Here is a 20,444-nt window from a genome sequence, read left to right as displayed (position 1 = left end):
GGATATTGGCTTTTTTGGTTGCAGAGGAGTTGTCCCGCCGCCGCGCGAACTATCGTTTATTTGTTATGGATGACGAAAAAAACTGACAAAACAGTTACGTTTCTGATTTTATTTCTTAACTTTGCAGATATAGTCATTGTTTCTCAATATATTGTTATGACAGAAAGATACATCAACCCGCATACTGATTTCGGTTTCAAACGCCTTTTCGGCTCCGAGTTCAACAAGGAGTTGCTGATAAGTTTCCTCAACGCATTGTTTCGTGGCGAACAGGATGTAAAGGATGTGACTTACCTCAACTCTGAGCAGTTGGGCGACCGTGCTGATGCCCGGCGCGCCATCTTTGATGTCTATTGCGAGAACCAGAAGGGCGAGAAGTTTATCGTCGAGATGCAGAATGTGTATCAGGAGTTCTTCAAAGACCGCACCATCTATTACTCCACCTTCCCTATCCGTGAGCAGGCTCAGCGTGGAGGTAACTGGGACTTCCATCTCAGTTCGGTTTATACCATCGGTTTGCTGAATTTCAATTTCGCAGAAGGTCTGGAGGAAGCGCAGCATTGGCATCATGAGGTTAAACTTATGGAGGTCGACACCAAGAAGGTGTTCTATGACAAGCTCACTTATATATATGTAGAGATTCCCAAGTTTGACAAGACCGAAGACCAGCTCGTCACGATGTACGACAAGTGGATGTTTGTGCTCAAGAACCTCTCTGTGCTCATGGAGCGCCCCGCTGCCCTTCAGGAGCGTGTGTTCACAAGGCTGTTTGAACAGGCTGAAGTTTCCAAGTTCAATGCACAGGACAGGATGCTGTACGAGGATAGTGTGAATGCCTATCGCGACATCATCAACGCCATCAACACAGCCAAGAAGGATAGTTTTGCAGAGGGACGCGCTGAGGGCATTGAGTTCAAGACGGTCGAGATAGCCCGCAAGATGTTACAGCGAGGCATGGCTGTAGAAGAGGTAGCTGAACTGATGGATATGACGGTTCAGGAGATAAAGAAGATATTGTAGACAGATGTATACCGATTGCGACGTCATCAACGCCATCAACACTGCCAAGAAGGATGGTTATGCTGAAGGCTATGCCAAGGGCTTCGCTGAAGGATTTGTTGAGGGATTTGCAGAGGGCATTAAGTTCAGGAAGGTCGAGATAGCCCGCAAGATGCTGCAGCGAGGCATAGAGGCTGAAGAGGTGGCTGAGGTGGTGGACATGACGATTCAGGAAATAAAGGAGATGATGTAGCCGGATGTTTCTGGGAGCCTTGTCATCATCGAGGCGACGCTGGAGACATCGGTTACCATACTATAAAGCAGGCTGGATTCCACTCGCGGGGTCCAGCCTTTTCTGTGGATAAACTTCAGAATCATTGTAGCAAAAGTGGCTGCTGAGCAGGGTTTATAGGGCTGACGCGCAGTAAAAGGTAACAAAATCACGGCTGTTTCTCATTTTTTTATCATAAACTGCGGTGGGTAAAGAGATTTTTATTATATTTGCAATCATCAACATTATATTAACATAAACTAAAACTAAATTAACTATGAGAAAAGTTATGCTACTGTTGGCTATGGCGATGATGAGCTTCAGCCAACTCTCAGCCCAGGAAAGTGCTGTAGATGACCATGGAATCTTCAACCATCTCAGTGTGGGCGTCGGTGTCGGCCTTACCGGTATCAGCATCGAGGCTGCAGCCCCCATCACTCCCTACGTGACCGTACGCGGAGGCGTAAACATCTTCCCGCAGATTAAAGTCAAAACCGACCTCGACCTCGACGGTGAAATCCCAGCAAGTTATAATGGCCCCCGCTCTTTCGAGGTGGAAGGCAAGTCGTCGCTCACCACCGGCCATCTGCTCTTCGATGTCTACCCATTCAAGACGAGTGCATTCCACGTTACCGCAGGTGCCTACCTGGGTTCCGACAAGATAATTACCCTAAAGAATACCAAGGACGGCGTGCTGATGGATATCAACAGACTCAACGCCTCTCTCCCCGACGGCCAGAAGATAGGTCTTGACCTGGGCGACTACCTGCTTACCCCCGACGAGCGTGGTAACGTAGACGCTACACTCAAGGTTGCCGCCTTCCGTCCTTATCTGGGCGTAGGCTTCGGCCGTGCAGTTCCCGCCAAGCATCGCTTCGCCTTCAACTTCGACATGGGTGTGCAGTTCTGGGGTACCCCCGAGGTTTATCTGCGCGACCACAAGCTGACCAAGGCCGACACCAACAGCGATACCGGCGAAGTGCTGAAATATCTGAGTAAGGCTACAGTTTATCCCGTGCTCAACTTCCGCATCGTAGGTCGTATTCTCTAATCGCATCCATAAAGATAGAATTTTTCATGACAAGGCATATCGGCGGCAGAGTACATCGCAGCCGGTATGCCGATTTTTATACCACCCTGATGACCATCGATACCCAAACCCTCGACCCCAAGCGCGACCCTATGGGCGCAGCCATCCTCGACTATCTCACCACGGGACAAGCCAAGACGCTCACCGTGATGTCGTCGATGTTTGACGACGACGAGATGCCGGTAGACTATCTCTTCCGCACTACCGACTGCATGCCGCCGTTGGAACTAAAGGCGCTGGAGATGACCCGCGGCACCACGCTCGATGTGGGCGCCGGAGCCGGATGCCACGCCCTGGCGCTGCAGCAGCGCGGTGTGAGCGTCAAGGCTATCGACGTGTCGCCCCTGAGTTGTGAGGCCATGCGCCGGCGCGGCATCGCCGATGTGGAGTGCATCAACCTCTTCGACCCACGCCTCGGCGGAGGTTTCGACACCATACTCATGCTGATGAACGGTACGGGCATAGCCGGCAAGATGAGCGGACTGGGCGGGCTGTTGCGTCGCGTGGCGAGTCTGCTTGCCCCGGGCGGACAGATACTCATCGACTCGAGCGACCTGAGTTATGTCTATCAGGATGAAGATGGTGGTATGGACATCGACCTGTCCGGCAAATACTATGGAGAGGTCGACTATCAGATGCGGTATGGCCGTGTCGAGGGCCTACCGTTCGACTGGCTCTATGTCGACTATCCGCTGCTCAGCGCCGCAGCCCGTGAGGCGGGGCTCGACTGTCGGCTCGTGGCCGAAGGCGGCCACTACGACTATCTGGCTCAGCTCAGTCTGGAGAGAACCAACCCTTAAACATATCAAGATTATGATGAAAAAGATATTTGCCCTGGTCATCACCCTATTTGTCATCTTGCTGATGGCGCTTACCTGTCCCGACAAGAAAGCCCATACCGAGGCCATCCGTTCTGCGGTCTCGGGCTATGTGAACGAGACCCTTTCCCAACGCCAGGACGACGGTATCGTGATGGGCTTTTTAGGTTCGCTCTTCGTGAGCAAAGTGACAGAAGTCTATCTGGACAATTCGCTGGAGGTAAGCAACTATCTGCTGTTCAGCGTAGGCCGCATTACCTTCGACGGAACCACCCGCGTGGTCTCGGTGGGTGCCTTCAACCATGTCTTCACCAGCGACAAGGACGATATACGCCAGGCGCTGCAGAAGACTGATGAATGACACGGTCTCCCAATTCACCCCTACCCCGCTACTGGCCACCCAGCAGTTCGAAATAACCGATGATTTCTTCCCAGGTCTTGAACTTGTCGCTGCCCCAACGGATGACGGTACCCATAAAGTCATCCACATCGCGGTCGCTTATCAGGTAGTCGGCACAGATGAGCTGCGGGTCATTGGTATAGATTACCCTGTTCCACGCCGGAGCCGAGAGCGCGTCTTCTATCCATGCTCCCATCTCGGTTATCTGTTCGGGGTGGTCGGTGGGAGCCGGCGCCACTATCCTTACATCGTATTTCTCGATGAGCATCTCAAACGCCTTGTGCATGCTTGATGTCGCGTTGAGATAGCTGTCTCTCATGGTCGAACTGTCTATCAGCACCACGGGACGCGTGCGGCCCTCCTGCCGGTCGTCTATCCACCTTATCACCGGTATCAGATACCTGTGCACCACCTTTTCTATCAGTCGGTGCTCGCCGTGGAAGCGGATAGCCTGAGGATAATGGCTGTGGAAGAGGTCGAAGGTATGCACCACCGGGTCCTTGTCGCCAAAGAGACCATAGACACGCCGTTGCTCGTCGGCATCGACCGCCGCAAAGCAGCGGGTGGTAATGTCGGCATACTCCTTGACCAGAGCCTTGGTCACCACCACCTCCTGCACGCCGTCCCGACGTGGATTCTGAAACACCTGTTTGCCCATCATGTTGCTCTTCTGCATGGTCTGCCCCATCTCCAGTGCGGGGTTGACCAGTATGCGGTCATAGCCGTGCAGCATCTCGGCATACATGCCGCCCATCGAGGTACCGATGATGAGGTCGGGGTTCTCCCGGCGAGCCATTTCCTGCAACATCGTCACCGCCTCGACCGGGTCCAGCGGAATGTCGTCCGCCACCACCGTCGCATTGGGTAACAGTGTCTGCAGGATTGATACCGTTCCGCTCTGTGCTGATGACATAAAACCATGAATATACATGATTTTCTTCCCGTCCATGAGGTCGGGGTACTGTTTAATATAGGGATTTTGCATTTTTAAGCCATTTATGTGCAAAGTTACCATTGTTTTTGCTTATCTTTGCCATGTCTACCTATGCATTATCATTAAATTAACAATAATTACATGAGAAATTCATTCCTTTTATTGGCACTTGCAGCAACACTTTCAGTGTCGGCGGCCGACGTGACGCCCACTTTCACTGAATGGCAAGACTTGCAGGTAAACGCGGTAAACCGTTTCCCATTGCACACCCAGTTCTTCGCGTATGAGAACCGTGACCTGGCGCTCAAGGGCGTCAAGACCGAGTCGTCCAATTTTCTCTCGCTCGACGGCAAGTGGAAGTTCAAGTTTGTAGAGAACGCCGACCAGCGTCCTACCGACTTCTACAAGACCGACCTCGACGACAGCACATGGGGCGAAATCAACGTTCCCGGCATGTGGGAGCTCCAGGGATATGGCGACCCTGCCTATATCAACGTGGGATATGTCTGGCGCGGCCATTTCAAGAACAACCCGCCCTATACCCCCAACGAGCGCAACCACGTGGGTTCATACCGCCGCATCATCACCATCCCTGCCAACTGGGACGGCAAGCAGGTGATAGCCCACTTCGGCTCTGTCACTTCCAACATGTACCTCTATGTCAACGGACGCTTCGTGGGCTACAGCGAGGACTCCAAGGTGGCTGCCGAGTTCGACATTACCCCTTACATCCATAAGGGTGACAACCTCATTTCATTCCAGACATTCCGCTGGTGTGACGGTTCTTACTCCGAAGACCAGGACTTCTGGCGCCTCAGCGGTGTGGCCCGCGAGAGCTACCTTTACGCCCGCGACGCCGGAGTGCATATCGACGACCTCAGAATTACCCCCGACCTCATCAATGACTACAAGGACGGTACCCTCGAGGTGAAGGTCGACGTGACCGGACGCCCTGTCATCGACTTCGAGCTGCTCAACGCCAACGGCATCACCGTGGCCAAGAGCACTGCCGACTTCAAGCGCCACGCCTACGGCACCATCCGCTTCTCGCTGCGCAATGTCAAGAAGTGGACTGCCGAGACTCCTTACCTTTTCACCCTCGTGGCCACAGTCAAGAACGGCGACAAGGTGACAGAGGTCCTCACCCAGAAGGTGGGCTTCCGCAAGATAGAAATCAAGAACTCGCAGATGCTGGTCAATGGCCAGCCCATTCTCCTCAAGGGCGCCAACCGTCACGAGATTGACCCCGACGGCGGCTACGTGGTAAGCGTGGAGCGCATGTTGCAGGACATCAAGATTATGAAGCAGCTCAACATCAATGCTGTCCGCACCTGTCACTATCCTTCTGACCCCCGCTTCTACGACCTCTGCGACGAGTACGGTATCTATGTCCTCGCCGAGGCCAATCAGGAGAGCCACGGTCTTGGCTACGAAGAGACCGCTTTCTCTCGTAAGCCCGAGTACGCCAAACAGATAATGGAGCGCAATGAGCATAACGTACACATGTATTTCAACCATCCCAGCGTCATCATCTGGTCACTCGGCAACGAGACGGCAGAGAGTGTGAACTTCGAGAATGCCTATAAATGGGTCAAGGAGTTCGACCCCAGCCGTCCCATACATTGGGAGCGCGGCCGCTGGAACTTCGACTCCGACTTCTACTGCCCCATGTACCTCGGCCTGAAGGAGAGTGAGGAGTACTGCAAGCGCACCGATGAGAAGGCCAAGAAGCCTTTCTTCCAGTGTGAGTATGCCCACGCTATGGGCAACAGCCAGGGCAACTTCAAGGAGTACTGGGACATCATCCGCAAGTACCCCAAGTACCAGGGTGGTTTCATCTGGGACTTCGTAGACCAGGCTCTCCGCAAGAAAGATGCCAACGGTGTGGAAATCTTTGCCTATGCCGGCGACTACAACGACTGGGACAGCAATGATGACAAGAACTTCAACAACAATGGCTTCATCAGCCCCGACCGCAAACTCAATCCTCATGCCTACGAGGTTGGTTACCAGTATCAGAACGTATGGGCAAAGGCCATCGACGCCAAGGCTGGCAAGATAGAGGTTTACAATGAGAACTTCTTCCGCAACATCGATAACTACAAGCTGTGCTGGACTCTCCTCGCCGATGGCAAGGCCGTACAGCAGGGCGAGATAGCCAACCTCGATGTGGCTCCCCAGCAGAAGGTGGTTTACACTCTGCCCTACAAGCTCGACGGTATCGACGCCAATGCCGAGGTGATGCTCAACATCGACTTCAAGACCAAGACTGCCGAACCTCTCATCGCCAAGGGACAGACCATGGCTTACGCCCAGATAGCCATCGCCGAGAAGGACGCCAAGCCCGAGCTCAACGCCGACGGACTCATCGGCACAGCCAAGGGCAAGGTCAAGGTAGCCAACAAGAAGGGTGCTCCTCTGCGCGTTCAGGGCAGCAACTTCGTGGTAGAGTTCGACCCCGCCACCAGCTACATCAACTGCTACGAGGTCGATGGCGTGTCTATGCTCGGCGAGGGCGGTATGCTGAAGCCCAACTTCTGGCGTGCAGTGACCGACAACGATATGGGTGCCAACCTGCAGCGTCGCTACGTGGTTTGGCGCAACCCCGTCATCAACCTCAAGTCTACCGAGGTCGAGAAGGGCAAGAATTCAGCTTCGGTTAAGGTCGTTTATGATATGCCCGAGGTCAAGGGAACACTTACTCTGTCTTACCTCATTGGTGCCGACGGACAGATACGCGTTACCCAGGACTTCAAGGCCACTCCCGGTGCAGAGGTGGGCAACCTCATGCGCTTCGGTATGAAGCTCGACATGCCTTACCAGATGGACCAGAGCCACTTCTATGGCCTCGGCCCCAACGAGAACTATATCGACCGCTGCTCTTCTCAGCGTCTTGGCATCTATACTCAGACCGCCGACGAGCAGTTCTATCCCTACATACGTCCGCAGGAGACCGGTACAAAGACCGGCATACGCTGGTGGAACCAGACTACCACCGAGGGCAAGGGTCTGAAGATTGTGGCCGACGCACCCTTCTCTGCCTCTGCACTCCACTACAACATCTCCGACCTCGACGAGGGCGACAAGAAGAAGCAGCGCCACGCTGCCCAGTTGCCCAAGTCCAAGTACACCGAGCTGTGCATCGACAAGAAGCAAGCCGGAGTGGGTGGTGTAGACTCATGGTCACGCGCGGCTGAAGCCCAGCCTGAGTATCGCCTCAAGTATGGCGACTACAACGTAACCTTCTGGCTCGTTCCCGTGAAGTAAACTGCCCCCAATATCCTTCAAGCCCGCCATCATCGCAACCCAAGCGAAGATGGCGGGCTTTTTGCATCTAATTGCGACGGCGCAGAACACAGAGCGGGCATGGCGATTGACCGCGACGAGCGCCGAGAGGCGGGTGGCGGCGCAGGCGATGCAAGCAGCAGTAAGGGAGTAGCAAACAACAGCGCGGGCAATGCAGGACATAGTAAGGGATGATGGACGCCACGACGGCACAGCGCAGCCAGCCCGCAAGCAGCGGCAACTCTGAACCGAAGGTCACCGGCGCGGCGCGTGCGGCGCGGAAAGGTAATGGAGTTACGTTTCCCCAGCCCAGGGTTGAGGTGCGCAGCGCCTCTACCCTGGGTATATATATAATAAGGTGTAGCAACTCTGTAGGAGTTGCGATTAGCCGAAGGCGTTATACTCAATCTTATTATTTCCACCAACCCATTTTTGACAATTATCCTGCTATGGGTAACGCCTACGGCTAATCGCAACACTTACAGCGTTGCCACATTAGTGGGGGCAGCTACCCAGGGTAGCGTGCTTCGCCCGCAACCCTGGGCTATGAAATCGCAACTCCTACAGAGTTGCTACAGGGTGCGTTCCGGCTGACAACCAATTACAAAGCCGCACCAACCACGCACACCGCCACATCAACCACGCACACCGCCACACCAACCAAACACATCGCCGCGCCAACCACGCACACCGCCACGCTAACCACAGTTGGTGGCTCGTATCAATAGGTACGAGGCCGCGCGTCATTTGTTACGAGCCCACGTATCATAAGGCACGAGGTCACGTATCTTATGATACGAGCCGACGATGACAATCACGGCGCTTCCAAACACATGGTTTACAATGGCTATAGGACGCCTCCGCACGAAGGGGATGGAGCGCGGGGAAATCGGGAGGCTGGCAAAACGGAAACGTAGGGCGCTGCCCACGATACGGGGGACCACCACGCCACATGCCTCCCTCACCACAAGGCATCAAAAAAATATCCGCAATGCCTGGGGTGATGGCATTGCGGACAATGGAGTCGGTAGTAACGGGCGTCACGTGGCGCCTGTACTATATAATAAGGTAAGCCTTAGTGGCAGAAGCGCACCTGGACATCGTTGCCCTTGTCGTCCATGACGCGCAGACGCAGCTGACCACCGTTGTGGTCGAAGTAGCGGGCATAGATAGGGTGGAGACCGCGGCGCATGGCGTGCTGGCCGATGATTTCGCGCGGGCTGTGCTCGCCATCATTGTCTGCTACCATCGTATCGTCTATCTTCAGATAGCTGCCGTCGTCAGAGAGCAGGGCGAAGGTATAGATGCCGTCGGCGGGGATGTCGATATATCCGTTGAAGATAAGTCCGATATTGCCCTTTGCCTCGGCGGGTATCTGGATGCCGGTGGTAACATAGGTGCTGTTGAGCGCAGCCTGGTCTATGCCGGCACAGTCGCGTCCGTCGTAGTCGTGCCATGCCACCTGCAGTCCTTCCTTCAGACTGTCGGCGGTCACAGCCGGTGCCAGGTCTTCCTTGACATAGCTGCACTTCACCATATCACCCTTGCGGTTGTCGGGGCCGAAGGTGCGGAAGGTGAAATGCGTGGTCTCGGTGATGGTCATCGGTCCGGCATAGAGCTGTGCGTTGACGCCGGGTATGCTACCGTCGGTGGTGTAGCGTATGGTGGCCGAGGGGTCGGCACACTTGACATCGACCACGCCCTTGTCGGTGAAGACATTGACATTATAGAAGCCAGTGAGGTCGGGTATGCGATAGGTGACACCCATCTTCTGCAGACGGGGCAGATGGGCGACGAGGCGGCTGGTGAAGTTGTCGATATTCATGGTCTGGGGCTTGCTCCATCCCAGCTCGGCGGTGGCTATCACACGTGGGAACGCCTGATACCACACGCGGTTCATCGTGGGCACCCATTCGGTCCAGAGGTTGGCCTGCACACCCAGCACCAGCTGCTGCTCCTTGGCGTCGAGTCCCTTGACGGGGTCAAAGCGGTAGATGGCGGGGATGGAGTTGCGGTCTTCCTGATAGTCGATGTAGAACTCGGAGTTGGGCGAGCATATCAGCGCATTGCCATGAGAGGTGGTCTGCTTGGGCGAGTCGGCAGCCCATGAGCGCCACCACATCACGGCCGAGTTGGCGGTGAGTCCGCCGGCGATAATCTCGTCCCAGCCTATCATGGTCTTGCCGTGGGCGGTGAAGAAGTCCTCCATATAGTGGTTGAACCATGCCTGCAGCTGTGGCTCGGTCGTGAGGTGATGGTCCTTCATACGCTTCTGGCAGTCGGGGCAGGTCTTCCAGTTTTTCATGTCGACCTCGTCGCCGCCGATGTGTACGTAGCGCGATGGGAAGAGGTCGAAGACCTCGCTCCACACGTTCTTGCAGAACTCGAGCATGGTGTCCTTGCCCGGGCACATAGGCGTGGTGAAGAGCTTGCCCCATCCCGTCTGCTTGAAGCACGACAGTCCGTCGTAGTTGTCGATGGCCATCAGGCTGTGGCCGGGCATATCTATCTCGGGGATAATCTCGATGCCACGCACCTGGGCATAAGCCACGATGTCGCGCACCTGCTGCTGGGTGTAGAAGCCACCATAGAGGGTGCGTCCCTTATCATCGCGGCGCGTACGGGCAACAGGAACCTGCAGGTCGGGTGCATCTTCCTCGGCGGCACGCTTCATGCACACGGTATCCTGGTTGTTGTAGATGCGCCATGCACCACGCTCGGTGAGGAGTGGATAGCGCTTAATCTCGATGCGCCATCCCTGGTCGTCGGTGAGGTGCCAGTGCATCTTGTCTATCTTGTAGAGCGCCAGCACGTCAAGCAGCTTGTAGACCTCGTCGACGGTAAAGAAGTGGCGGGAGCAGTCGAGCTCCATGCCACGCCACTCGAAGCGTGGCGCGTCGGTGATGGTCACACAGGGCACCGTCCACGTGCGTGCCACCACCTGCTGTGACTCGATGTCGTCGGGCAGCAGCTGGCGCAGGGTGGCTATGGCGTTGATGACGCCACGGTAGGTGTCGCCCTCGATGGTCACTCCCTTGCCGGTGACGCTGAGGCGATAGGCACCGGCATTGCCCTCATTGGCAAGGGTAAGGCGGATGTCGCCCTTGCCATTTTTGACGGCAAAGCGATAGCCCGTGGCGCGGCTGAGCATCTGGCTGAGATACTCGGCGGCAGGCCGCAGCTGTGCATTGTCGCAACCGATGGTTGCACTCTTCTTGATGGTCCACGCTCCTGTGCCCACCGTCATCTGGTCGGGTACGGGAATGATGGCGGGCTGCTGTGCCATAGCCGTAGCGCCGGCAAACAACAGGCAGCAGACCAATGCTTTCTTTATACTTATCTTCATATCTTTAGGTTTTATGCTACAAAGTTAGCACAAACGGCGTGAAGAACAAAAGGAAATCAGTCCTTTTTCTTCCGGGATGCACAGATGGACTGCCACAGCCCTGCCCTCACCGACAGAATGTCAACAAAAATCGAGCAAAAACGTAAGAAATATCGCCATGGGCTTGGTCGGTACGACGGTTTGCACTATCTTTGCATAAGATAGGCTGCACCTCGGCCATTAAGCGAGCTTATGGCGTTCGGTTTGCACTATCTTTGCATAAGATAGGCTGCACCTCAGCCATCAAGCAAGCTTATGGCGTTCGGTTTGCACTATCTTTGCAAAATATCATCTAACGCAAATCATTCTACTATGACCAGAAAACCTGTAATCATCATGCTCACAGCCGCCCTGTTGATGTCGGTGGCTGCCTGGGGCCAGAGCCTGCCCAAGTTCAAATTCGGCGAACCCACCATGGAAGAACTGAAGATGACCACCTACGACAAAGACTCATCGGCGGCAGCCGTGGTGCTGCTCAACCTGCGCGATGTGGGCTTTCGCCTCGACGGCGGCGACATCACCGAAGTCACCACCAACCGCTTCCGCATCAAGATACTCAAGGACGCCGGCAAGGACTATGCCAACGTAGACCACGTGCTCTACAACAGCCAGGGCGCCAAGGGCCATGAGAAGATTTTCGGCATCAAGGCAGTCGCCGTAAACCTCGAGAACGGCAAGGTGGTCAAGACCAAGATGAAGAGCGACATGATATTCACAGAGAAGCTCGACGAATACCACGACCGCGTCAAGTTTACCATCCCCCAGGCCAAGGTAGGGTCGGTCATCGAGTACGAATACAACGTGAGCAGCGACCTCTACTACCAGATGGACGACTGGAACGCCCAACAACCCATACCCGTGGTACACGCAAGATATACATCCATCATTCCCGAGTGGCTGCTGTTCAGGTATGAACTGCGCGGACCTGGTCTGCTGCAACCCATCCTGGGCGATGGGCTCGTAGCGCGCAGTGACGTGATACAGACCACCAGCAAGAACTATGTCTATGTGGGCAACAACATGCCTGCCGTCAAAGGCGACGACTACGTGTGGTGCAAGAGAGACTACATGGCCCGCATCACCGCCGAGCTCACAGCCACCAACTTCCCCTATGTGGGCTACAAGGACTTCGGAGAGACCTGGGAGCGCATAGACGAGATGCTGCGCAAGGCCGACTGGTTTGGCAGCAAGTTTGGAAGCAAAAGCCCTTACTGTGACGAAATCAAGGAGAAGGGCATAGACAAGATAGCCGATACAGAGCAACGTGCTGCAGCGGTGCTGCGACTGCTCTTCAGCCACCTCAAGTGGAACGAGACGTTCGAGTTGAGCCCACAGTCGATGGCGAAGACCGCCAAGGCGGGCACAGGCTCCAACGCCGACATCAACCTGATAATGGTCAACATGCTGCGCGACGCCGGCATCGAGGCGGTGCCCGTGGTGATGCGCCTACGCAACACCGGCACGCTGCCCGTGACCTACCCCAGCATGGACAAACTCAACACCTTTGTGGTGGGAATACCCATGGGCGAAGGCAAGATGATGTATGCCGACGCCTCGTCGGAGAAAGGCTTCCTCAACGCGTTCACTCCCTCTCTGTATGTCAACAAGGCACGCATCCTGAGCAAGCAAGAGGGCGAGAAGTGGGTAGACCTGCAGCTCATAGGCAAAGACACCGAAAGCAATGTAGTGACGGCAGCGATAGACGTCAACGGCGAACTCAAGGGCAAGGTCAAGGCCGTACACCGAGGTACGGGTGCCTATATGTTCCGCTCCCACTATGCGCAAGCCAAGGACGAGAAGGAATATGTGACCGACAAGGAGGAAGACTTCAACATCAGTATAGCCGACTACAAGACCACCGACGCCAAGGAGTTTGGCGACGAGGCGAGCGAGGACTACACCTTTACCCGCAAGGGTGAAGCCACAGACGACCACATCTACATCTCGCCCATCATCTACCCCATGGTCAAGAGCAACCCGTTCACCGACGCCACCCGCCAGATGCCCATAGAGTTTCCCTTCATCCATACCGAGCGCACCCTCTACACCATCACCATCCCCGAGGGTTGGGAGGTAGAGGAACTGCCCAAGAGCGTGAACATCGCTACCCAGGGGCGCGAGATAACGGCACGCATCGTCTGCGGTGTAGCCAACAATGTCATCAAGTGTAACACCATTTTCAAAATCAACAAGGTCTTCTTTGCCAACAACCGCTACGACGAGGTGAAGACGTTCTTCGCCAACATCGTGGAGCGCAGCAAAGACCTCATAGTACTAAAGAAAAAGCCATGAGAATCATCACGCTTATCGCCGCAGTCACGGCATGGGCTGCCGCGGCATGGGCAGAGCCCACAGCGCAGATACGCAAGCAGACAGTGCACATCGACGTAATCTCGCAGAGCGAATACCGCATGACCGAGCACACCGAGGTGGTGATATACAAGGAGACCATGAGCCAGCTGGCCAACTTCTACACCACGCTCGACAAGTCGGAGAAGATTGAACGTTTCGCCTGCGTGGTCGAAGGGGTAAACAGCAAGTTCAACAAGAAATACAAAGCCGGCGACCTGAAGTATTCGGAGTACTCGGGAGACATGGTCACCGACCTGAAGAGCGTGGAACTGAGCATAGACCTGCCTCTCTACCCCATCGTGGTGACCACCGATGTGACCTACCACCGCACGGACAACACCATAAGCTATCCGCCCTTCTTGCCCATACCCGCCTATGACACCGAGGTCAAGGAGGCTACCTACATGATAGACTTCCCGGCATCGATGAACCTGCGCTATGTGGCTATGGACACCGACATGAAGCCCGTGGAGAGCACCACGCCCAAGGGGAAGAAACGCCGGACTTTCACGCTCGCCAACCAGGGAGAGGTGGTCTATGAGGAGTTCAGCAAACCGCTGCTGCAGCAGATTCCCAAAGTGCTCTTCGTGCCAGAAAGACTTGATTATTACGGCACACAGGGCAGCATGAAGTCGTGGGAAGAGTTTGGACTGTGGATCAACAGCCTCTGCCAGGGCATGGACGTGCTGCCCGACGACGCCCGGGCCAAGGTGCACGAGCTCACCGACACCTGTACCACCGACTGGGACAAGGTGAGGGTGCTCTACAACCTGCTGCGCCGCCACACCCGCTATGTGAGCATCCAGCTGGGTATCGGCGGCTACCGCCCGCTGGCTGCCGAGTTTGTGTGGCGCAAAGGTTTCGGCGACTGCAAGGCACTGACCAATCTGATGAAGGCCATGCTGGCAGAAGCGGGCGTGGCTTCGACCTATACGCTCATCAGCACCAAGTATGACAGGCTCATCGACCTGCCCAACTTCCAGCAGCTCAACCACGTCATCCTCAAGGTGCCCACCTCCAAAGGGGTGATATGGATGGAGTGTACCAACCCAGAGATACCTCTGGGCTATACCCACGACGACATAGCGGGACACGAGGCGGTAGAGATAAGCGACAAGGGCGGACACAGAGTCATCCTGCCCGACTATGCCGATACACTCAATCTGCGCACTACCAAGGTGAAGACCGTTTTCCGCCCCGACGGCACCGGCAGCATAAACATCATCGACAGCTATAGCTGTCATCGCTACACCAGGCTCTATGGCTGGCTCAAGAAGAGCGAGAAAGACTGCATCAATGCGGCTGCGAGAGCTTACAGTCTGCCCTTTGGCAACATAAAGCGGGCTGTGGCGAGGATGGGCTACCGCAAGGGCGAGGGCGGGCGTGGCCTACTGCCTCTCATCTCAGCCTCGGTCGAAGCCGACCAGGTGCAGATAGCCACCAGCACGCGTGCCCGCCTCTTTGCCACCATCAACCCGCTGCACAGCAACTTTGTCCCGAGCCACATAGCGCGCGACCGCAAGCACGAGATCTACATAGATCAAGGCTTCAAGAACGTGGAGATTATCGAGATGACGCTGCCCGAGGGATGTATGTTAGAAGCCACGCCCAAGCCGGTAAGCATAACCAACGAGATAGGCTCCTTCACATCGACCGTAAGCGTAGAGGGGCACACCGTCAAGCAGACCAACACCCTCATCCTGCGACGCGGCACCTATCCCGCCGCCAAGGCGCAGCTGCTGGACGACCTCGACAGCGCCGCCGACACAGTCTACAAAGGCAAAGTGATACTCAAGCGCCCATAGAGGGCTACTGATTGGGTGGTAGAAACAGTTGCAGCAGCAACAATCAGAACAATCAGAGAGACATTGATAAAAGGGGTGCATGGTCTTCATATCGGCCAGGCACCCCTTAATATTGAACCCCAAACGGTCATTAGCCCGTTAGGTGTATTCTTGCTAATCTATCAGTTGGCTACATATACGCCTAATTCGGCAAGACTTGATACTGAAGAAGAGCCACTCTCAATAGAGAGGCGTATGTAGCGTGCTGACACACCACCATAGAACGAACAGTACTGGTAACCTCCGTTCTTGGGCATTTCGCTCTCTGTGACGGTACCAGCCTCATCCCAGTTGACACCATCTTTGCTCAACTCAATCTTGACAGCAGAGAAATAGTACTCATCATACCACCATCCGCCATACCAGGACTTGTAGTAGCGTGAGAATCGGAAACCGCTGACAGACTTATTGCCGCCCATATCCACGATGACTACCTTGGTCTTGCCATCATTGCCGTCGGCACGGAGACCAGCGCCATTGGTCAGGTCACCATCAAAGAGTTCGCTGGCGGTAATATCTACACCGCTGTCATACTTAACATTCCAACCAGTATAATCAGTAAGGAGAGTTCCTACAACGTCATCTTTAGAAGAAATATCCTTGACGAGTTTGGTCTCTGTGTTCACGATGAGATAACCTACGCCACGCTCCTCGCTGCCCTTAAGTTCTCCCTCGGCAGAACCTATCTTGACAGCCATCATATAGGCCTTCTCGGTGAGCGAAGCCAGAGCACTCTCATTGAGAGTTACCTTCACGGTATCGCTTGCATCCGTCTTTCCTGCTTCTACCGTGACGTTCTGGTTCTCGAATGTAACGGCAGACTCGGGAAGAGCAACATAAGAAGTGTTATGCTCGGCATTGTAGGCTTCAACCAGGCTGGGATCTGAGACTACATATACCTTGCAATTCTGGCTTGGGGCACGCTGCACTTTTACAGGGAATTCGCCCTTGAGCGAACCGAAGTCACCTACCGGAGTATGAGCAACCGTACCTGTAAAGGTATTGTTGGCGTTAGCCTTGAAGTAAACGAGGTTGTTGGGATTGCCCACCACGTCATATACGGTGTCGCTCGAGCATGATGCCATCGTGATGCCGGCTACTGCCAAGACACCGAGGGCTGCTGATTTGATTATATTTTTCATTGTTACTATCCTCCTTTGATTACTCAGAACACTTGTTGTTTTCGTCTATGCCCCAAGAGATACCCTGATAAGCATCGGTTGTAGCTGAGAGATTACCGCTCTCGTTCTTGTCGCGCACGGTATTCTTCCAGTCCATGTCATAACCGTGGTTAGAAACGTCCTTGATGACATAGCCCTCTGTCTGGTTCATCTTCCAGTAAGCCACGAGACCATCAGAGTTGGGGTCTACGCCACAGAGAGTGGTAGCGATGGTGCTGGGAGAGAGGGCCTTGTTCCACAGACGAATCTCAGCCAGACGACCGCTGAAGTACTGGCTGGCATAGTAGTTACCCCAAGACATACCCAGCTCGAAACGCTGGAAGGGAGTAGACTTGCCTGATACAGACGCATTGGCATCGGGTGAGGGGTTGTCATCTACATACATATTGAAGTCGGAGCCGTTGTAGGTACAGGTCACGAGATACCAGCGACGGGCAGCAAAGTGAGTGGTAGAGAACATACCGCCACCGGGATAAATCCACTGGAGGATGTCGCCACCAGCAGAACCAGACTCACCAAAGCGGAACATATTGGCCATTTCCTCATTGGCACCCTCGATAGCCAGCACACGCTGGATGTTACCGGCATATCCGAAGCCGTTGGCATAGAACTTGAACTGGATGGTGTAGTTGCCCAGGTCTACCTTCTTGCTCTCATCAAAGATGAAGTTGGATGAAGCGGTAGAGGTGTATGACATATGGTGGAAGTTGAGCACACGTGAGATGCGGATGAAGAGAGTGCGCGAAGCCTCAACGACATCCAGATTGCCACCAGATACGGCCTTGATGGTAACAGGAATCATGTAGCTGCGTCCCTCGACAAATGACTCGGTGCTTACCACCTTGACAGCAGTGGCTGTAGATACAGCGCTACCAGCCTTGATGGTTACCTCGCTGTTCTCGAGTTCTACACAGTCCAATGGTATGCCATAGTAAGAGCTACCATTCTTAAGGTTGTACTGCGATACCAATGCAGTATCGATGGCGAGTGAAACCTTAACATCACTTTCTACCTTGCTGGTTGCCTGGATAGAGATAGGATACGAAGAAGGGGTATCCTCAACCACAAATTTCTGAACGGGAGTAACCTCGGTACCTACTACCAGAAGTCCGTTCTTGCCATAATCGAAGTCGTCGCCCTCAGCATTACAGCCGGTCAGTACTGTACCGCCTGCCATGAGCAGCAGGGCTGCCGACATTAAACTATACTTGATATTCATTATTGTTTCTGTTTATTGTAGTGTTGATACGTTTATTTATTCAACGCGGGATTCATAATCTGAATGGCCTCACGCAGAGCCTGATAGGGCTGTCCGTTCTTAGACTGGTTGTAGTTGAAACGGGTAGAGTAGCTACCTACACCGCCCTTATGACCCTTTGCGGGCTCCCAGCGGGCATAGTTCCAAATCATGCCACCGTCGGGTTTCTGATGAAACGCCTCGATGTAGAGGTGCTTCTCCTCGGGCCAGCCAGCGGGAGCGCCCATGCCGGTAGCACCCTGGCCGCTATATGCCTGCTTGATGAGGTAGTCGCAATAGGGTTCGCAGTTGTCACCGGGGGACCTACCGAAATAGTCTATCATGAACAGCTTCTCTGCCCACTTGCCTTCGGGACCGAAATACTTGTTGCACTCATCGGCAACGATGTACATAGAGTTGCTGTCCCATCCCTCGTAGTCGAAGTCTACGCCATCGAGACCACATTTTACCACGGTATCGACAGCCCATCGGGCATAGGCACGCAGAGCTTCCTCGCTACGGTCTTCACGCAGGTCTACGATGGTGTTCTGGTCTACATTCATATTCTCGTCACGATACCACACGGCGTGGTTCCAGTTAGAGGCATCGGCATGGAACACAAAGCGTGTACCCAGTTTCTCCTGGCAGTAGCGCATATCAGCGTAAGCCACAGGATGGGTCTCTGGGGTAGGAATACCTATCCAGAGGTTGCAGATATCGAGCGAGTCGGGCAGTCCGACGAGACGCTCGCCCCAAGAGGCGGGGTCCTTGCTACCTTCCACACCCTCGAGAGGTGCCCAGTTCTGATAGTAAACATAGCAGATCTCGTGGTCGCTCTTCTTGTACGCACGGAGATTCTTGTAATATTGCTCGTCATAGGTCTTCAAACCCTGAACGGTATTGGCCTCGGTGTCGGTATCACAGCTTGTGAGACCCCCAAACACCATAGAGGCTACTACGGCAGCGCTGAAAAATATTCTGAATTTCATATTGGTTCTATCTTTAATATACATTATTAATATTAATGTGACTTCTTGTCCCACCAGAGAGTGGTGCCACCGTTGTCGCCGGTACCATTGTTAGACTCGCCGTTGAGTACGCTTACTGCTGAGTTGACAGCAGCGCTGTTGGTGGTGTACTCTGACTGTGGATAAGGCAGTCGGCGTATCTGTACGCTGGTGCTTATCTTGCCATTGCTGTCATTGCGTACCACGGGGAACAGCTTGGGATAACCTGTACGACGGAATTCAGACCATCCTTCAGGGCCATCGGGATACATAGCTATCCACTTCTGGGTGATGATGCGCTCGAGGTTCTTCTCAAAGCCAGCGCTCTCGTCCCAAGCGATGGTGATAGAACTGGGAGAAGCGGCATCGTTGCCGTCGCCGGTCTTGTCTTCATAGGCAGCGGGAGTCAGTTCGTCGTTGGCGAGATAGTTGTCAGCGCCAGAGACGCCAGCCTCCTGGAAAGAGATTTTCACACCAGCCTCATAGAAGTGCTGGGCTGTACCACCCATGTTCCAGCCACGCAGAGCGCCCTCGGCACGGAGGAAGTAGCTCTCGGCAGCTGTCATCCACACGATAGGAGTTGTGGTCTTGTCGATATTGAGCTTGGAAATCTTGGCTCCGGCATAGGCACTGACCTTAGAGCTGATGTTGCCCGTACCACAGCGCACACCATGATAGCCACCGTCGTCGGCAGCAGTCTTGAAGTAGGCGGTACGACGGGGGTCGTTGTAACCGTTCATGTAAGAGTCCATGGCTGCACTCATACGGATTTCACCGGCATTGAAGGTCTCCTGCATATCATAGTTGGGATGATAGTAGTTGAGCTTGCTGTGGAGCAGTTCGGCGTGTTCGTCTACAGCCTCGATGACGCCGATGACATTGTTGATGGATTTTTCTGCCTCGGTCTTGGCGAGGGCTGCATCGGCATAAGCCACACGGATGGCAAGACGCAGACGCAGAGTGTTGGCAAACTTGACCCAGTTCTTGACACTGCCGTCATAGACATTGTCGTAGTCCTGCATCAGAGTAGCACCGGCGCTGGCCAGAGGAGTGAGCACGTCGATGGCATCGTCGAGCTCGGCAAAGAACTTCTTGTACACTTCCTGCTGGCTGTCGAAGGCAGTTCCCAGCGAACCGCTACCATAATTGATATAAGGTATAGGGCCATAGGTGTCGGTGACACGGTGCATAGCCTCAACCTTGATGATGTCTGCCAGAGCCTTGATTTCGGGCTGGTTGCCCTTCTCGGCTGCCTTTACCAGACTCTGCCATGCGGGCATGACGCGAGAGAATGGCTTGGTAAACATCTGCTCATACCATGTCATCTTGTAAGTACCGTTGTGAGAGCCGCTGGCCCAGGTACCGGTCGGACCGATATAGCCTGAATAGAGGTCATGAGAGAGACCCTGACAGACCTGATAGTCAGAAGACTCGTTGCCGGCACCGTCCTTGTAGAGCACCACATTGTTCTGCATCTGGGTGAAGAAGGCACCTGTGCTCAGGTTGTCTTTCTCCATATCTTTGTCGTGAGCCTCATTGGGATTGGTATTGATATCCTCAAACGAGTTGGTACATGCTGTAGCCAAGCTCATGGTAAAGGCTCCTATCAATGTATATTTGATGATTGATTTCATAGTGTAT

At 54.4% G+C, this 20,444-nt stretch carries 14 protein-coding genes; 8 read left to right on the top strand and 6 right to left on the bottom strand.

What is annotated here, in order from left to right:
- Window positions 1-156 precede the first annotated feature (156 nt).
- The 5 genes from CIK95_RS10390 to CIK95_RS10370 all read left to right on the top strand — a co-directional run bounded on the left by CIK95_RS10390 (window position 157) and on the right by CIK95_RS10370 (window position 3,539).
- Entirely contained in the window at window positions 157-1,020 is an 864-nt protein-coding gene (locus CIK95_RS10390; protein WP_022309637.1) for an Rpn family recombination-promoting nuclease/putative transposase, read from the top strand.
- Between the two features lie 4 nt (window positions 1,021-1,024).
- Window positions 1,025-1,252 (top strand): hypothetical protein, encoded by a 228-nt coding sequence (locus tag CIK95_RS10385; protein ID WP_094466961.1) that lies wholly within the window; start codon window positions 1,025-1,027, stop codon window positions 1,250-1,252.
- Between the two features lie 295 nt (window positions 1,253-1,547).
- On the top strand, window positions 1,548-2,321 hold the full coding sequence (locus CIK95_RS10380; RefSeq protein ID WP_022309634.1) for a hypothetical protein: 774 nt from the start codon (window positions 1,548-1,550) through the stop codon (window positions 2,319-2,321).
- An 89-nt stretch (window positions 2,322-2,410) separates the two neighbouring features.
- Complete coding sequence (locus CIK95_RS10375) at window positions 2,411-3,160, top strand: bifunctional 2-polyprenyl-6-hydroxyphenol methylase/3-demethylubiquinol 3-O-methyltransferase UbiG (protein ID WP_094466971.1); 750 nt, start codon at window positions 2,411-2,413, stop codon at window positions 3,158-3,160.
- Between the two features lie 13 nt (window positions 3,161-3,173).
- Entirely contained in the window at window positions 3,174-3,539 is a 366-nt protein-coding gene (locus CIK95_RS10370) for a DUF4359 domain-containing protein (protein WP_158215128.1), read from the top strand.
- A 28-nt stretch (window positions 3,540-3,567) separates the two neighbouring features.
- Here CIK95_RS10370 and CIK95_RS10365 read toward each other — a convergent pair whose 3' ends face one another.
- A complete protein-coding gene (locus tag CIK95_RS10365) occupies window positions 3,568-4,563 on the bottom strand; it encodes a YqiA/YcfP family alpha/beta fold hydrolase (RefSeq protein ID WP_094387066.1) in 996 nt (331 codons plus the stop codon).
- A 90-nt stretch (window positions 4,564-4,653) separates the two neighbouring features.
- Here CIK95_RS10365 and CIK95_RS10360 point away from each other — a divergent pair, with 90 nt between their 5' ends.
- Entirely contained in the window at window positions 4,654-7,779 is a 3,126-nt protein-coding gene (locus CIK95_RS10360) for a glycoside hydrolase family 2 TIM barrel-domain containing protein (RefSeq protein ID WP_094466959.1), read from the top strand.
- Between the two features lie 1,093 nt (window positions 7,780-8,872).
- Here CIK95_RS10360 and CIK95_RS10355 read toward each other — a convergent pair.
- Window positions 8,873-11,143 carry a family 20 glycosylhydrolase gene (locus CIK95_RS10355; protein WP_094466958.1) on the bottom strand — a complete coding sequence of 757 codons (2,271 nt, stop codon included), beginning with the start codon at window positions 11,141-11,143 and terminating at the stop codon, window positions 8,873-8,875.
- 351 nt (window positions 11,144-11,494) lie between these two features.
- On the opposite strand from CIK95_RS10355, the gene CIK95_RS10350 reads away from it, so the two are divergent.
- Together CIK95_RS10350 and CIK95_RS10345 are read left to right on the top strand one after the other, a co-directional pair.
- Entirely contained in the window at window positions 11,495-13,474 is a 1,980-nt protein-coding gene (locus tag CIK95_RS10350; protein ID WP_158215127.1) for a DUF3857 domain-containing protein, read from the top strand.
- Window positions 13,471-15,339: a transglutaminase family protein gene (locus tag CIK95_RS10345; protein ID WP_094466956.1), complete on the top strand. Its 1,869-nt coding sequence runs from the start codon at window positions 13,471-13,473 to the stop codon at window positions 15,337-15,339. The genes CIK95_RS10350 and CIK95_RS10345 overlap by 4 nt, the downstream gene beginning before the upstream one ends.
- A gap of 161 nt (window positions 15,340-15,500) precedes the next feature.
- Here the strand turns inward: CIK95_RS10345 and CIK95_RS10340 are convergent, their stop codons facing one another.
- Genes CIK95_RS10340 through CIK95_RS10325 form a run of 4 tightly spaced genes read right to left on the bottom strand, consistent with a single transcriptional unit; the run spans window position 15,501 to window position 20,437 of the window.
- Entirely contained in the window at window positions 15,501-16,520 is a 1,020-nt protein-coding gene (locus CIK95_RS10340) for a BT_3987 domain-containing protein (RefSeq protein WP_094387071.1), read from the bottom strand.
- Window positions 16,521-16,539: 19 nt separating this feature from the next.
- Window positions 16,540-17,778 (bottom strand): BT_3987 domain-containing protein, encoded by a 1,239-nt coding sequence (locus CIK95_RS10335; protein ID WP_094389346.1) that lies wholly within the window; start codon window positions 17,776-17,778, stop codon window positions 16,540-16,542.
- Between the two features lie 32 nt (window positions 17,779-17,810).
- Window positions 17,811-18,785, bottom strand: coding sequence for a glycoside hydrolase family 18 (locus CIK95_RS10330; protein WP_254046105.1), 975 nt, complete (start codon window positions 18,783-18,785; stop codon window positions 17,811-17,813).
- Window positions 18,786-18,817: 32 nt separating this feature from the next.
- Window positions 18,818-20,437 (bottom strand): RagB/SusD family nutrient uptake outer membrane protein, encoded by a 1,620-nt coding sequence (locus tag CIK95_RS10325; RefSeq protein ID WP_022310023.1) that lies wholly within the window; start codon window positions 20,435-20,437, stop codon window positions 18,818-18,820.
- Between the last annotated feature and the right edge of the window lie 7 nt (window positions 20,438-20,444).

The sequence above is a fragment of the Prevotella sp. P5-108 genome (assembly GCF_002251385.1).
Classification (GTDB): Bacteria; Bacteroidota; Bacteroidia; order Bacteroidales; family Bacteroidaceae; genus Prevotella.
This window is presented reverse-complemented; position numbering and strand designations above follow the sequence as displayed.

What these genes read in the sequence shown, in the direction of transcription:
- CIK95_RS10325 (WP_022310023.1), bottom strand. Translation starts at nt 20,437, where the DNA reads ATGAAATCAATCATCAAATATACATTGATAGGAGCCTTTACCATGAGC.
- CIK95_RS10340 (WP_094387071.1), bottom strand. Translation starts at nt 16,520, where the DNA reads ATGAAAAATATAATCAAATCAGCAGCCCTCGGTGTCTTGGCAGTAGCC.
- CIK95_RS10345 (WP_094466956.1), top strand. Translation starts at nt 13,471, where the DNA reads ATGAGAATCATCACGCTTATCGCCGCAGTCACGGCATGGGCTGCCGCG.
- CIK95_RS10385 (WP_094466961.1), top strand. Translation starts at nt 1,025, where the DNA reads ATGTATACCGATTGCGACGTCATCAACGCCATCAACACTGCCAAGAAG.
- CIK95_RS10335 (WP_094389346.1), bottom strand. Translation starts at nt 17,778, where the DNA reads ATGAATATCAAGTATAGTTTAATGTCGGCAGCCCTGCTGCTCATGGCA.
- CIK95_RS10355 (WP_094466958.1), bottom strand. Translation starts at nt 11,143, where the DNA reads ATGAAGATAAGTATAAAGAAAGCATTGGTCTGCTGCCTGTTGTTTGCC.
- CIK95_RS10330 (WP_254046105.1), bottom strand. Translation starts at nt 18,785, where the DNA reads ATGAAATTCAGAATATTTTTCAGCGCTGCCGTAGTAGCCTCTATGGTG.
- CIK95_RS10350 (WP_158215127.1), top strand. Translation starts at nt 11,495, where the DNA reads ATGACCAGAAAACCTGTAATCATCATGCTCACAGCCGCCCTGTTGATG.
- CIK95_RS10360 (WP_094466959.1), top strand. Translation starts at nt 4,654, where the DNA reads ATGAGAAATTCATTCCTTTTATTGGCACTTGCAGCAACACTTTCAGTG.
- CIK95_RS10375 (WP_094466971.1), top strand. Translation starts at nt 2,411, where the DNA reads ATGACCATCGATACCCAAACCCTCGACCCCAAGCGCGACCCTATGGGC.
- CIK95_RS10390 (WP_022309637.1), top strand. Translation starts at nt 157, where the DNA reads ATGACAGAAAGATACATCAACCCGCATACTGATTTCGGTTTCAAACGC.
- CIK95_RS10380 (WP_022309634.1), top strand. Translation starts at nt 1,548, where the DNA reads ATGAGAAAAGTTATGCTACTGTTGGCTATGGCGATGATGAGCTTCAGC.
- CIK95_RS10370 (WP_158215128.1), top strand. Translation starts at nt 3,174, where the DNA reads ATGATGAAAAAGATATTTGCCCTGGTCATCACCCTATTTGTCATCTTG.
- CIK95_RS10365 (WP_094387066.1), bottom strand. Translation starts at nt 4,563, where the DNA reads ATGCAAAATCCCTATATTAAACAGTACCCCGACCTCATGGACGGGAAG.